This is a genomic window from Hymenobacter cavernae (assembly GCF_014641455.1).
Taxonomy (GTDB): domain Bacteria; phylum Bacteroidota; class Bacteroidia; order Cytophagales; family Hymenobacteraceae; genus Hymenobacter; species Hymenobacter cavernae.
In genome coordinates, this window is record NZ_BMHT01000019.1 from 1 (window position 1) to 13562 (window position 13562).

The following is a 13562-nucleotide window of genomic DNA, read 5'->3' on the forward strand; positions in this document are numbered from 1 at the left end:
ACCAAGGCGGACCCTCAGCAACCTACCGCTCCGGACTTGACCACGAGCCTGGCCAAACTCACGGCTAAGGTGGCGGACCTCGATAAGCGCACGATTGGATTTATTCGCGAACAGGAAAAGACCTACCTCAAGCCTATGCTGGCCCAGGTTCAGGCATTGCAGCAGGTGAGCAGCACTCCGGCCCCGGCCCAACTGAGCCAAGGGGAGCTGCGCCCCGCCCAGGTGCAGGAGCTGTACGGGTGGTACGCCCGCATGCTGCGCCGCCTGATTGTGCCGAGCCAGCTCGCCCCCAAATTCCAGGCGGAGACCCTGCCGCCCGCTCCCGCCAAAGGCCAGGAGGACCCCGCGCTAGCCACTCTTAAAAACGGGTTGTTCGGTATCCTGCGGTTGGCCTTGCAGCCCGACTTGCTGACCCCAGCCGCGACCTCAGTACCTGCCGCGCCGGTTGTACCACCTCCTACCCGCCCCGCCTAATGGTGGCTAAGATTCCCAATGGTGGCTCTGGCTTGGGGCAACGGTCGGGCAGCTGCGGCGGCTTGGTGGCCTACCTGGAAAAAGAGGTGCAGGGGCAATGGTTCAGCCTCGACCGCGAGGACGTGTCCGCAGGCGAAGTGGTGGCCACGCTCGACGCTAACAAGCGTAATCTGAACCGCGACGCCGACAAGTATTACCAGGTGGTGCTCGCCCCGAGCCAAGCCGAGCTGCGCCATATTGGCAGCGACCCCGAGAAGCTGCGCGCCTATACGCGGACCGCGATGGAGCAGTACGCCGCCAACTTTGGCAAGGGCATTGAGGGCCGCGATTTAGTATACTTTGCCAAGGTGGAGCACGAGCGCACTACGAACCACCAGGACAGGGCGGTACAAGTGGGCGACGTGGCCAGGGGCCAGGCGAAGGCCGGTCCGCAGACGCACATTCACGTCATCGTCAGCCGGACGGAGAACCTCGTCCGCTACACCGAGCGCAAGCAGGCCGGCGAGATGGACCGGAAAAACCCGTACCACTTGAGTCCGCTGACCAACCACAAGAACACGCAGCGCGGGGTAGTAACGGGCGGCTTCGAGCGCAAGCAGTACTCGGAGCAGGTAGAGCAAGCGTTTGACCAACTATTCGGCTACGAGCGGCCCCTAACGGAAACCTTTCGCTATGCCCATGCGATGCAACACGGTAGCCCCGAAGAATGCGCAGTACTTCGCGCTCAGGTCTTGCGTGAGGAGTACCAACGTCAGTTAGCATTGCAGACCACTCAGTCTCCTCAGCAGCAGGCTGTACCCGAGTCTGTCACTCACGAAAAGCGGCGTGTTCGAGGGCTCCGACTTTGAAGAGATTCAAATGCACAGTTAACACCTAGCCGAAATCGCGCTACATAACAGAAAAGCTAATCTGATTTTCGAGGAGTTGCTGTACGAATGACAAGATTCCTATCTCTAAGACTAATAGGCGTTGCAGAAGCAAGAAGTGCTTTAGCAACACTGCTGCTTTCAAATTCAACAAGGCAGTAACCTTTACTCCTTCCTTTGGAGAGCGGGAAATGAATATTTGCTACAGTTCCGAAGGATGTCATAATATCAAAGACTTCGGATCTTGTAGCTTCAAATGACAGATTTGATATAAATAAGGTATGGGTACTATCTGATATGTCGGCTTTTTGCGCTTTTACAGATGTAGAACCTGATTTTGGCAATGAAATCTCGAACCTTGGAAATTGCTTGTTAGGTATTTTCTTCTTTGCCGCTAGTTTCCTTGCTTCATCTTTGCTTATCTGAGACTTCAAAATGTCTAGCTTAACTAAGCCAGACATTAACTTCCGATAATGCTCCGTATCTACTATTCCTACAGCATCCCATATCTCCTGTGCAGAAAAAACGCGTGCTTCTTGACCGAGCAGGATGATTGCTTTCTGCTCCCTATCAAGGTCAAATTGCTCGAATTGGCTAAGCCACAATAAATCCTTGCCAGAGTAAAGAGGGCGGTGCGTTAAGGTAATAGTGAAGCCATCTGATGAGCTTTTTAATACCGGTGGTGCTAACTCATTACGGTGCATTAATTCGTAAATCCGCCGCATCCCTTCGCCCAGCTCGCGCATATACCCCAGTTCCCGTAATACACGCGATATATATGTGTTTCTTGACTGATGAGCACCTTTTTGATTTACTATGTCTTCTAAACGAATAGATGAAAGTAAGGAGCCAGGGTTCTTTATTTCGAGCCTATTCGAGTAGATAAATACTTCTATGCCTCTTCCTTCTTCAGAATAATCTCTGTGTGCTATTGCGTTTAACAAGGCTTCTCTGCACGCGAGCTCTGGGTAGATAGATTTCTGCTCAAATCGCGCAGATTTATCAAATTTAGTATGCACCAAATGAGGCCGTAAGGCTTCCCACGCGTCCTCAACTAGAGTAATGATGTTGCCATTGATTGTAGTATCAGATATGGCATTGTAACCCTCGCCTGTTCCAAGCTCATCGCCGTCTATTTTCAAAATACGTATCTGGACACGGGGATGCCATTTCGCTGGTGATTTTGCAAATAGTAAAAGTGCAGCTTTTCTTAATTTTAGTTGTGACAGACTCAGTTGTGACAGACCGTACTCACCGAGCTCAAGGTATTGCAAGCATTTTTCAACAGACATTCCTTTTAAGACTTGGTCTGCAACAATGCGGACAAGACCCAAGTCCAAATCATCTGCTGAAACCCCATCAACGAACTTTCGGTCGTACTCTCTAGACTGTATCTCCCTTCTGTCAAACTGGACAGCTTCGGAAGACACAGGGACTGACTCTAGATCCCTCCTTTGTAGACAACGGCCATCCGATGTAACGTGCACATATTCGACGCTCTTCGCTACAGAAAAGTACAGTACATTATGGCTGTCAAGACTTACTAATGTCTTTCGTACAGTTGGTAGTGGAGTGTCTTTATGGACACGAGTAACAGATGCTTCTTTAAGAAGCTCGATTTCTGACTGAGAAAACCCCTCAAGTCCAGTAACTTCTCCGGAATCCTCTACCCCGACTAGAAGTTCACCACCGTCTGCATTAGCAAAGGCAACTAAGGTCTGAGCTATGTTAGTTGCTATGTCTTTAATCGGACGCTTTTTCTTTTTTCCAGGTTCACCTTCAAGAGCGCTTTTGAACTCGCGGAAGTGGCTTTCTCCTAGCTCGATGGCAGTTCGAGCACGTTCTGAAGTAGCAATTGCAGACATAAGTATTTAAGTAGACTATTCTAGTGCTAAGCTACAATACATGTTAGATTTGATAGCTAGTCCAAGGTGCCTACAATTAATGGACACGCTGATGACCGAACATTGCCAGTTCTTATATAAGAGTAGACGATAGAAGTTAATAATTCAAGCGGCCACCCTGCCTGCTTCATTGTCCAATATATCTATACTGAGGCGGTGGAGAGTTGCTCCGCGCTCGCTTCTTTCCAGTGAGCACTCCCAAATTACCAGCACTTGCCATCCTGCCTCCCGCAACGCTGCATGCGTGAACCGGTCCCGCTGAACATTGCGCTCCAGCTTCGGCTCCCAATAAGCAAGGTTGGATTTAGGTGCTTTTGCCCTGATGCCGCAGCCGTTCCCATGCTTATGCCAGAAGCAACCCTGAATAACTACGGCCGTTTTGAACCGGGGCAGCACGATATCTGGCTTTCCTGGCAGGCGCTTGTCATGGAGGCGGTAACGGAAGCCCTGCGCATGCAGGTAGCGCCTGACCAGCATTTCCGGCTTCGTATCCTTGCTCCGGATCTGACGCATGTTCTGGCTGCGCTCAGCAGGGGTTATCTTATCGGCCATAGAGCGGCGGACTAGGCTTTACCCCTAAGCAGTAGCACCGTCTAATAAGTTCACCCGCCTGCCTGAAATAGGCGTTCCAGGCAGCTCTTTTACAGCCGCTTATAACAGAACACAGGGCTGCTATCCGGCAAGCAGATGCTGAACTTGCGCCTGATACTTTTCAAAGTACCCTAATCTTCCATCTTCTTCAAACCAGCATACAGCTATGTTCCGGTCTGCACACAGGTAATCCTCTAGCCACGGGATGCCGTCAGGCCTGCCCGGCAAGACTAGGCATAAGGTAATGGCGTCACTTTCAGCTATTTCGTCCTGATACCTGAACTTGTATTCATAAAGCTGGCTTACTGCCTTCCTAATCTGGTCAAGCAGATTCTCGCCGCCGCTTTTGACCTCAAACAAGAATGGCCCATTTGTAGGGATCTTAGCAAATGAGTCAATATGCTCAGTTTCCTTCGGCTCGGCGCCAAGGCTCTCCAGGTGATCTTCCAGCTGCTTCAATATTAGCTGATGCGCTAGATTCCGCCTTTGCCGTTTTATCCTGGTTACTTCAGGATCTGCTGCCGTGCTTGGCCTTGCAGAAGAGGAACCGCTTGGCGCGCCTATGCTGCGCTGCTTGAATGGGTAAGTCCTAGGGGAAGCCTCACCTTGGCGGCTTGCTTCCTGAGGTGCCGCAGGCGGAGGCAGCAGCAGCTCTAGCTGAGAAGCCGGAGTGCTCGGCAGCACTGGCGGAGCAGCAGGAAGCTGACTAACAGATACCCTTTCCGGCTGCCATTCCTTTGTCAGAATTTTGACTGCTTCCGGATCTAGGGTAGTTAGCCCATCAAAATACCTGCCCCATTCACCGCTTTTTATCAGATTTGCTAAATCCGTTGCACCCTGCACAGCAGCAAAGCTGCTGAACCCCACCTCCAAGCTGGCTATAGTTCTGATCTTATCAGTAAGGTCTGATTTATCCAGTGCATCCACAGCTCTCCTCAGCGCAATTGTTGTCACTCTGCCGCTGGAACTCCTAGTGAAAAGCTCTAGATGGTCTAGTATGTGGAAGCGGTTCTCAAATATTGCCGGCACATTGATGCTGCCGCTCCGCACCCTTTGCAAAGCATCAGTAACGACTGTTTGCAGCGGAGAAACAGCTGTATAGATGGGCCTGTGATTAACCAAAGCAGCGAGCTCATCAACCGTAATTGCAGCCTGAGCCAGATCTACCCTGCGCAGCTCTGCGTCGGCAATAAGTGCCTTGCATATTACTCTGAGAGGCGCCACCTGCACCCCGCCCCTGATCAAGGCTAAAGCGGAATCCCGAGCATTTGCCTGTATATGAAATCCTGCAGGATCAGAATAGACCCCGCCCTTGCCATTAGGCAACTGAAAGAGCGAGAGCTGCAAGCGCATGAACGCGGCAACATCAGGCTCCTCGCTCAGCAATAGCTGTTTGGCTGTTTCATTCAAGTAGAAATACCAGCGCCCTTGCTGAATTTCCAGCCGGTAAATGCCCAAATAAGAAGGATAAGCGCTTATCTCATCTCTGAATTTAGACTCATCCCTTTCATAGCCCATGCCTGTTCTTGGGCTTATCTGCTGCAGCCTAGCCTCTATTGCAGCCCGGTTGTATGGCTGGCCATCAAATTCTGAGAAGATAGAAACCAAGGTTACTAACTTCTCAGGCCAATCTGCTGATGAGGCGTGTATTTTATGGCTGAACAGGTCGGTGATCATATCTAAAAATAGCGGCAGCTGACGGATAAGAGGGTAAATATATAGGTGTATAACTAGGTTACAGCAGGAAATCTAGTTCAAGCCTTTCTACTAGCTGGTCATAGCCGAAGGTGTCATTACAGCCAAAGAGGTGCTCAGCTACATGAGAAGCTAGCAGTCCTCCAAACAGTGCAGGCACAGCATTGCCCACTTGTCGGATAACATGGCGGCCATTGCCGTGGAATTTCCACCAGTCCGGGAAGGTCTGCAGCCTAGCAGACTCGCGGGGCGTCACCTCCCGCGGTGTATAAGGGTGAACGTGCCCTTTGCCGCCTCCTTTGTCGGAGCCTACGATAATGGCAAAGCTAGGCCGGTCGGGGTGCAGCTTGTTGATCCTAGTTTTGGGGTCCCTCTCGCCGAATTCCAGGCCTTGATACCTGCTTACAATGCGTTCGCTGTGCTCCCGGCCTACATGATTGTAAAACGAGCCTTCAAGCGAGGGCTCCGGCATATTTTCCAGCACCTTCTGCACAGTCACATAAGGCCTACTCAATTCAGCAACCGCAGCAGAGCTGCTTGCAAACGGCAGCATGCCCACAGGTTCTTCATGCCCACCATGAGTAGGCTCCATTTTGGGCACCTTGACGCCTCTCTTGCTGCCGATAATAATAACCCTGCTGCGGAATTGGGGGATTCCATAATCAGCTATCTGGTATTGATAAGCAGAGACTGCATACCTGCCATTAAAGGAAAGCTCTTCTACAAGCTCTTTATACAGGCTCCCGCCATGTATGCTCTTCAGGCCAGCAACATTTTCAAATAAGAAGCCTTCTGGATCAACGCCTTCAATTATGCGCGCATATTCCCACACAAGGTTGCCTCTTGGATCTTCGAGCCCCTTCCGCTTGCCAAATACAGAGAATGCCTGACATGGCGGCCCACCGATAACAAAATCTACTTTTCCTTTCGACAAGCCTGTTACTTCAAAAATTGATTCAGGGGTGACGTTCACTATGCTGTCGCACACAACCGGGTGCTTGCCAAAGTAGGACTTCGCGCCGCTGTTCAATTCAAGAGTCTTGCAGGAATATGAATCAATATCAGAAGAGTAAACGATGTTAAAGCCGGCAGCAGCGAAGCCTAAGTCTAGCCCTCCGCCTCCAGAAAAGAATGATAGCGTGTTTATGTTCTTCTGCATGTTTGTTTGAAATTGAGGCGAGGCAATACGGTACTGAATGCCATTGCCTTTTACTGTGAGTTGTCAGGGCCTAAGTGCCTGATTCAGGATTACACAATACAGTCAGCAGCAGGCTTAGTTTTTTTGCTTGCGTAAAAGTACTGGCCATTCCAGGGCTATTGAACCTATGAAGCATCAGCCTAGCTTGCTAAGAAGATCATCCAGCATTGACTGCTTATAGATGCGGTAGCGGCTGACCGGGTGACGGTGCGCCTGCAGCTTTCCGTTAATATCCCAATTGCGCAGCGTAGACCGGGAGACTCCCAAATAAGCAGCAGCTTCTCCTACTTTCATGTATCTAGGTGGCTCCTTGTGCAGGTTCATGCTCACAACATTAGCAAACATTAGCAAACATTGCCAAACATTGCCAAAATATAAGCGTGGAGCTGACTGCTCTAGCGGCTCACTTTCCCTTTCCTTAATCCCGTATTATGCTGTCTGTCACTCTCTATATTCCAGGCATGCCTGCAGAGGCAAGACTTAGCGAAGAGCTAGGGGGCCTAGATGCTATTAGCAGGTCTGCTGATGCCAACAATAGAATAGCTGCTCTGTTAGGATGCGCCACGGGCATGGTTGATGTGCTTGCCAGCGGACAAGGTTACACAGCCTATTCAGTGTTCGACTGCGAAGGTGAGGTAAATCCTAAAGCTATGAAGGCGGTCACAGCGTTATCTGGCGTCGCTTTCGATTTGGATAATGATGATGAGGTTTTAAAAGGCCCGGTTCTAATCCTAGAGCAGCGCTAAACTGGCAAGTTTGCGGTACTGTCTGAGTACTTAGGCAGAGTACCATGCAGTCTGAAGAGAATTGCAGCTGAAGGAAGTGAATAGGCATCTTACAGGCCCACCAGCTGTTACATATATGGTTCTTGACAACTCAACTGACTATGCTATGACTAAACCTACCTTCTTACCACAAGAAGCCACCGAAGACCAGCGCCGCGCCATTATGGAACGAACCTACGCGGCTGGCCAGGCGCAGGGAGCTATCATTACCCCAGCCACTCGCGAAGTCTACGAGCGGTATGTGCGGGGCGAATGCACATTGGAGCAGGCCGCCGAGCAAGCCATGAGCATCTACCCCTTGCCCGAAAAATAGCCCCAGAAATAAGGCTGCAAACTGGAAAAGTACCACGCCGAGCGCCGCGACGCAACGGGACGAAAACCGTAGTTATTTCAAGAAGTGTCCGAGAAGCGACATTATGTTAAGCAAGAATTCCCAGAAACAAGAGGGAAAAAGAGCCGTCCGCTACTACACTAAAAATCCTGTTTTCTTAGCCCCAAAAATAACCCGTGCTGGCCTTCCCAAAACCGACCAAAATCGAAAAGCCCCTGAAACGTAGTCTCAGGGGCTTTTCAAAAGCATTCTTAATACTTCAGCCTAGCGTGTAGCTAATACGCGAGCCGCAAAGTGAAGTGTAGGTAACATCATAAGCACATGTATTACCTAGACCCAATTCAGTTCCAGCAGATACTGTCTTAGTATGCCTGTGGCTAGTGGGCCGTGCACTATGCACAGTTCTTGTGTAAGAAAATGTGATGTCTTGGTCAGAATAATTTTGGGCATACACTGCCTCTCCGTGGTGGCCGGGTATGGGCCTAAATACTAGCAGAACCTGATTAATCAAGTCCTTGGTACTTATTTTATTGATTGTAAAGTTTTTAACACCAGTGATTCTTTCAGCATTTTCCTCAGAATGATCAGTGTTTTCAGTCAATTCATCTTGTTCTCGAGTACCTAAAGCTTCGTTTGGCATGATGTATTTGTTGAATAGAAGTATGAACTGATTGCCAGCAAATGTTCATACCTAATGAATATCAATACATCAGTGCTAGCACTGAATTATATCATGCCCAAAATACAGCTAGCCGTTCAGGGAACCGACCACGGCCCCGGCCACGACCCACGCACCGACCACTTGCGCCCCGTCATCGACTATCTGCTGGCCCAGGATAACCGCCCGGCCCAGTGGTGGCACGAGGATGGGTGGTGGTCAGATCCAGGGGGAGAATTGCATTACGTCTTTATTGACCCCATCGACGCGGCCCAACTGCGCGAGCACTTTGTATTTCCAGACTCCATCCAGGTGCAGGAGGAAGGTTCGATTCGGGACAGCCTGAATCGGGTGGACATTAGCTATGAGCGCCCGCAGGCCCCGCTTAGCTTTGAGTTGCCTTAACTATAAAAGTCAGTTAGCTAATGGTTTATCAAGTGATAACTAAACCGGGTGTTTAGTTATACAAAATAAATTGCGGGATTTGTGACTAGATTAGCCGTGCAACAAAACGTCTAACAAAACCACCATGCAGCCCCAACTGGACGAAACAAAACCCGAGTTAAGTACAACACTTGCCAAAAGTGCCGAAACAGAACCCGAGTTGAGTCCAACACTGGAAGAAGTAGGCGAAACAAAACCCGAGTTAAGTATAACACCCGCCGAAACGGCCGCAGAGGGGGCAAAACAAAACGAAACAAAACCCAAAGCGAAGGGAGGAAGGCCCCGTAAGGCTCCCGATACAGGCGTTTGGGCTGTTCGGGGAGTAGATTTGGAAACGCGGGCCATCGTAGAGAAAACCGCCCAGCGCGCCGGCAAGACGATGGGCCAATTTGTAAATGAGGATGTGCGTTCCTTCTGCCAGGGCCAACTCACGCAGTCGCAACTACCCGCCAGCCCCCGCGACTTGCAGGTGCAGGTGGAGCAGCTGACCCAGCTGGTTGAAGGAATTGCCGCTCGCATGGCCGAGCCCGCTCGCAAGGGATTTTGGCAGCGAGTATTCGGAAAGTAGGAGTGAGGCTAACGGGCTTTAGTAGGCTTGTCAAATAGCGGCCCGCCAGCAGTTGCTTTCTTGATGCCAAGCATTGTGAGCAGCAGGCCCGAAAGGGAACGGGCGCTAGTATGCTTACCAGTTTTCAAGTCGTGTGCAAACTTGTTGCAGGTCGCAACGTGCGAGGGGTTGCCTAGAATCTGCTCAACCAGAGCAGGGGTAGTAATGCTCAGTTGCGTGAGTAGTCGTCCAGCGCTTTCAACTTGGTGCTGAGTTGCTACAGGCCCATTAAGAGCTAGGTCTGGGACTAAATCAAATGATATGGTAGTGGCGGGTATTTGAGGTCTAACTGTGAAAACAATGTTTTGAAAGGCCCGGCCTACCTTCTCAAGCTGGTAGCCAATGTGTAGATCCGTCTTTTCATTGATTTGTTTTACCGCTACATCTAGCACCTTCTTCTTGAACATTGCTAGGATAGTGTATTCCTCATTGCCTTTGTCGTCAGCTAATCCTAGAGTCTTTTTCAAGTCTAGGATGGCGACTTTTCTAGTTTGGCCCTTGTCTTTCCATTGGCTGCAAATCTGATAGATACGCTTCGCATGCTTGCTAGGAAGATTTAAAGCAGCATGAACTTGGAACGAGGTGAAATTATCCTTGAGATCGAATAAGTAAGGAACAGCATATTCATTGAATTCCAGTTCGATAGTGCCGGTGCCTAGGATATAATCAATCCTCTTAAACAGAACAAGTTGGCGAAATACTTCCTTACCGTTGTGGTGGGTATTGATCTTATGTACCCGACTCATCATTTCCTCAGTCGAGTTTCTTAACTGCTTATAGTTAAGCTTCTTATTAGTCAGATTTTCTAATTCCGTTACTGAAATCTGATATACATCGTCTGGAGAATCCTTGCGCAACTTAGACAACAGGACCAGGAAGATATTAGCCTGTGTTTCCGTGTACTCGTAACGCGCATTTGTTAGCGCGTTTGCTTGACGAACTTCTAATTCCTTATTCATAGCGCAGGTGTCTATAAGCAGAGCAATAATACTGAAAAGCTAACCTTTTTATATAACAGTTATACTAAATGGTTATCTTTCGCTTATAAAAAGTTAGCCTTCTACTTATAAAAGGTTAGCTTTCGAGCCTTCTGGAGCTTATAAAAAGTTAGTCTTCGCTTATAAAAAGTTAGTCTTCGCTTATAAAAAGTTATCTTTTGATAGTATAAAGCATTGACTTTTAGATGATTGCGAGCCCTACAAATAACAAATAGTTACAAATAGAGAATTACACAATTGTGTTTCGCGCGAGGAAAAGCTTTTAGAACTTGCAGATGGGCGATGCGGCGCAGCCCAAACAAAAACATCAACGTTCTAGAAGCCAGTAATTTGCGCGCATTTCACAACTATATATTATTGGTAATCAATGGTATAATTCCTTACTGTTGTGCTTGTTTGTGCGGCCTTGTACCCCCGTTTACTGGCTCCTTTTGGCCTAAAGCCGTTGCCTAGCACCAGGCTTTTTACCTTGCTGGTATGACAACAATTTTCTTCTGGTTGGGCCACCTGATCGTGGCTCTCGTTTACGCGGCCATCGCTCAGCTAGCGGCTCGTCTGCTACGCCAGATACTGCCCCAGGTATCGCGAGGCTTGTACCAAGCTATCGGCTTACGCCAAGGCCCCGACGACTTACTGGTGTCCTTTGTGCGCTTTGCGGGCCTGTTTCTGCTGGCCTCCGTGGTCGGGAGCTGGTTAGGACTTAGTGGGCTGGTCACGCTGCTGCTGCTGGCCTGGTTAGGCTGGAACATATACCGCGCTTATTCTAGCCCTCAGGACGCTACAACTGCTGCCAGGGGAGCCCAAGGCCTGAGCTTCACCCTACGGACCACCAGCGGCCCTAACGTGCGCTTAGGCAACCCGTTTCGGGGTACCTTCATTGCCGGCGGCGCGGGCAGCGGTAAAAGCAAGTCCATCATTGAGCCCATTATCCAGCAGGCAGGCGCGGCCGGTCTAACGGGCGTCGTGTATGACTTCAAGTTTCCCACGCTGGCCGAGGAAGTAGCCGGCAGTTACCAAGGGGGCACCGTGACGCCCTACTACGTCAACTTCACTGACCTCTCGCGCAGCCACCGGGTAAACCCGCTCGCGCCCGAGTTGCTGGCCACTGCCAGCTTTGCCCGTGAGGCCGCGGCCACCATCATCACCAACTTGGACGCGAAAGCCGCCCAGCAGCGCAATTTCTGGATTCAGTCAGGCGAGGTGCTGCTGGCCGGGTGCATCTGGTACTTGCGCCGCAACCACCCCGCGCAGTGCAGCTTGCCGGCCGCCGTGAGCATGATTCTGGAAAGCGACGCGCCGCAGCTGCTGACCACCTTGCAGCAGGACGAGGAAGTGCGCGGCCTGATTGCCTCGATTGCCAGCGCCAGCAAATCGGAAAACACTATTGCGGGCGTCTTCTCGACCATTCAGAATTACTTGGCCGTGCTCAACTCGCCGGAGATTTTTTGGGTGATGAGCGGCGACCAGGTGCCGCTCGACCTCAATACCCGCGAGACGCCGGGCGTGTTGGTAGTGGGCAACGACCCGGCCCTGAGCAGCACGTTCTCGCCGCTCATTTCGCTCATCGTGGCCACGGCCATCAAGCGGCTGAACCAGCAGGGCCGCTTGCCCAGCCTGGTGCTACTCGACGAAGCGCCGACCCTGTTTATCCCCAATTTTGCCCAGCTGCCCGCTACGGCCCGCAGCAACAAAGTGGCCACGGTGTACGCCGTGCAGGACGTGGCCCAGATGGAAGCCCTGACAAGTCGACAGGAATCCGAGATGATTCTGGCCAACCTAGGCAACCAGTTTTGGGGCCGCACCACCAACACGGCCACGGCGGAACGGGTGAGCAAAATGTTTGGCAAGGTGGACCGGGAATATCGGTCTACCACGGCGGGCAAAAGCAAGAGCCGCCAAGTCAATATTTTCAAGCCGAGCACCCATACCAAAAGCACCAGCGAGTCGGTGAGCATCCAGCAGCGCGACAAGCTGGAGGCCCAACAGGTGATGCGCTTTGGGGTGGGCGAGTTCGCGGGTCTGGTAGTAGAGAGTGGCCGGCCGGAGTTCCGCAGCACCTTCCGAGCCGAGCCAACGAAGGCCATAAAAATTGCCTCGTTCCAGGAGGTAGGCGACGACCAGGTGCGCCAGAATTTCGCCGCCATTAAGGAGCAAGTACGAGCCATCGTAGGCAGGGAAACCAGCCCCGCGCAGGAGGCCCAAGATTCTGCCATTGCCAAAAAGGAGCTGACCGAACAGCCCACCCAGGACAGCCAAGGTTTTGCAATTGTAAAGAAAGCGCCCACTGACCAGGCCCCTAGTACCCCTCATCAAGAGGAAGAGAACGATGTAAACCAATGGTAATTTGACTAGGCCAGCACCGACCACCCGACTAGCTAGAAGGGTAAGGTTTGGATAGGTGCTGGCCACCGATTAGAGCCCAGTTTAAGGGGGTAGGTGAGTTGGTGAGCAGTGGTGGTAAGCGAGTAGGCAGGCGGGATAAGAGTCGGAGAGGCTAGGCTGAACGAGGGATGTATTTGTCCTTTTATTCCCTTTTGTTCTACCTTGCTATTATAGGCGTAACCAGACGAATCCAGCGAATGCGATCAGCCCCAGGGTAAACAACGATTCCGTTCTGAAAGAAGCGAGCAGGAACGCTATTCGCTGCGCTTCATACCGTTCTGCTCGTTAAATTACTGCTGATGATCAAGTAGTTATAGTGTATTACTTAAAAATTAGTAAACAGTAATGTCAACGGATTAAGTTAAGTAACTAAAAATCAATGCTAAATTGTTTACAAATATGTCAACAGCAGCCAAATTCGTTCGGTCGGATGACCAGACGCACGAAGCTTTGCAACAGCTAGCCAAGGAGCACAAACTGAGTAACACGAAGCTGCTGGCCGCGATGGTGGAGTACTTCCGGGTAACCAAGGCGGACCCTCAGCAACCTACCGCTCCGGACTTGACCACGAGCCTGGCCAAACTCACGGCTAAGGTGGCGGACCTCGATAAGCGCACGATTGGATTTAT

The 13562-nt window shown here is 50.8% G+C and carries 15 protein-coding genes; 8 read left to right on the plus strand and 7 right to left on the minus strand.

Annotation, left to right across the window (positions count from 1 at the left end; all coding sequences use genetic code 11):
* Window positions 1-474, plus strand: a 474-nt coding sequence (locus IEX74_RS22875) for a BfmA/BtgA family mobilization protein (protein WP_308421138.1), incomplete at its 5' end; no start/stop codon positions are given.
* Window positions 474-1322 (plus strand): DUF5712 family protein, encoded by an 849-nt coding sequence (locus IEX74_RS22880; RefSeq protein WP_188816422.1) that lies wholly within the window; start codon window positions 474-476, stop codon window positions 1320-1322. The genes IEX74_RS22875 and IEX74_RS22880, both read left to right, overlap by 1 nt.
* Before the next feature lie 56 nt (window positions 1323-1378).
* Here IEX74_RS22880 and IEX74_RS22885 read toward each other — a convergent pair whose 3' ends face one another.
* From IEX74_RS22885 to IEX74_RS23570, 5 genes are all read right to left on the minus strand, one after another.
* Entirely contained in the window at window positions 1379-3205 is a 1827-nt protein-coding gene (locus tag IEX74_RS22885) for an ATP-binding protein (protein ID WP_188816423.1), read from the minus strand.
* A gap of 144 nt (window positions 3206-3349) precedes the next feature.
* Entirely contained in the window at window positions 3350-3796 is a 447-nt protein-coding gene (locus IEX74_RS22890) for a very short patch repair endonuclease (protein WP_188816424.1), read from the minus strand.
* Window positions 3797-3916: 120 nt separating this feature from the next.
* Window positions 3917-5512: a hypothetical protein gene (locus tag IEX74_RS22895; protein ID WP_188816425.1), complete on the minus strand. Its 1596-nt coding sequence runs from the start codon at window positions 5510-5512 to the stop codon at window positions 3917-3919.
* 58 nt (window positions 5513-5570) lie between these two features.
* Window positions 5571-6689 (minus strand): DNA cytosine methyltransferase, encoded by a 1119-nt coding sequence (locus IEX74_RS22900; protein ID WP_188816426.1) that lies wholly within the window; start codon window positions 6687-6689, stop codon window positions 5571-5573.
* A 174-nt stretch (window positions 6690-6863) separates the two neighbouring features.
* Window positions 6864-7073, minus strand: a complete 210-nt coding sequence (locus IEX74_RS23570) for an excisionase family DNA-binding protein (RefSeq protein ID WP_373285595.1) — start codon at window positions 7071-7073, stop codon at window positions 6864-6866.
* Between the two features lie 86 nt (window positions 7074-7159).
* On the opposite strand from IEX74_RS23570, the gene IEX74_RS22910 reads away from it, so the two are divergent.
* Together IEX74_RS22910 and IEX74_RS22915 are read left to right on the plus strand one after the other, a co-directional pair.
* Window positions 7160-7474 (plus strand): hypothetical protein, encoded by a 315-nt coding sequence (locus IEX74_RS22910; protein ID WP_188816428.1) that lies wholly within the window; start codon window positions 7160-7162, stop codon window positions 7472-7474.
* 145 nt (window positions 7475-7619) lie between these two features.
* Window positions 7620-7826 carry an antitoxin VbhA family protein gene (locus tag IEX74_RS22915; RefSeq protein WP_188816429.1) on the plus strand — a complete coding sequence of 69 codons (207 nt, stop codon included), beginning with the start codon at window positions 7620-7622 and terminating at the stop codon, window positions 7824-7826.
* A gap of 277 nt (window positions 7827-8103) precedes the next feature.
* On the opposite strand, the gene IEX74_RS22920 is transcribed toward IEX74_RS22915, so the two are convergent.
* Entirely contained in the window at window positions 8104-8484 is a 381-nt protein-coding gene (locus tag IEX74_RS22920; RefSeq protein ID WP_188816430.1) for a hypothetical protein, read from the minus strand.
* Window positions 8485-8577: 93 nt separating this feature from the next.
* Between IEX74_RS22920 and IEX74_RS22925 the strand changes: the two genes are divergently transcribed.
* Window positions 8578-8907: a hypothetical protein gene (locus tag IEX74_RS22925; RefSeq protein WP_188816431.1), complete on the plus strand. Its 330-nt coding sequence runs from the start codon at window positions 8578-8580 to the stop codon at window positions 8905-8907.
* A 124-nt stretch (window positions 8908-9031) separates the two neighbouring features.
* On the plus strand, window positions 9032-9514 hold the full coding sequence (locus IEX74_RS22930) for a hypothetical protein (protein ID WP_188816432.1): 483 nt from the start codon (window positions 9032-9034) through the stop codon (window positions 9512-9514).
* An 8-nt stretch (window positions 9515-9522) separates the two neighbouring features.
* Here the strand turns inward: IEX74_RS22930 and IEX74_RS22935 are convergent, their stop codons facing one another.
* A complete protein-coding gene (locus tag IEX74_RS22935; RefSeq protein WP_188816433.1) occupies window positions 9523-10512 on the minus strand; it encodes a replication initiation protein in 990 nt (329 codons plus the stop codon).
* A 516-nt stretch (window positions 10513-11028) separates the two neighbouring features.
* On the opposite strand from IEX74_RS22935, the gene IEX74_RS22940 reads away from it, so the two are divergent.
* Together IEX74_RS22940 and IEX74_RS22945 are read left to right on the plus strand one after the other, a co-directional pair.
* Window positions 11029-12894: a type IV secretory system conjugative DNA transfer family protein gene (locus tag IEX74_RS22940; RefSeq protein WP_188816434.1), complete on the plus strand. Its 1866-nt coding sequence runs from the start codon at window positions 11029-11031 to the stop codon at window positions 12892-12894.
* Between the two features lie 438 nt (window positions 12895-13332).
* Window positions 13333-13562 (plus strand): BfmA/BtgA family mobilization protein (locus tag IEX74_RS22945; protein ID WP_308421139.1); only part of this gene is annotated, 230 nt, incomplete at its 3' end.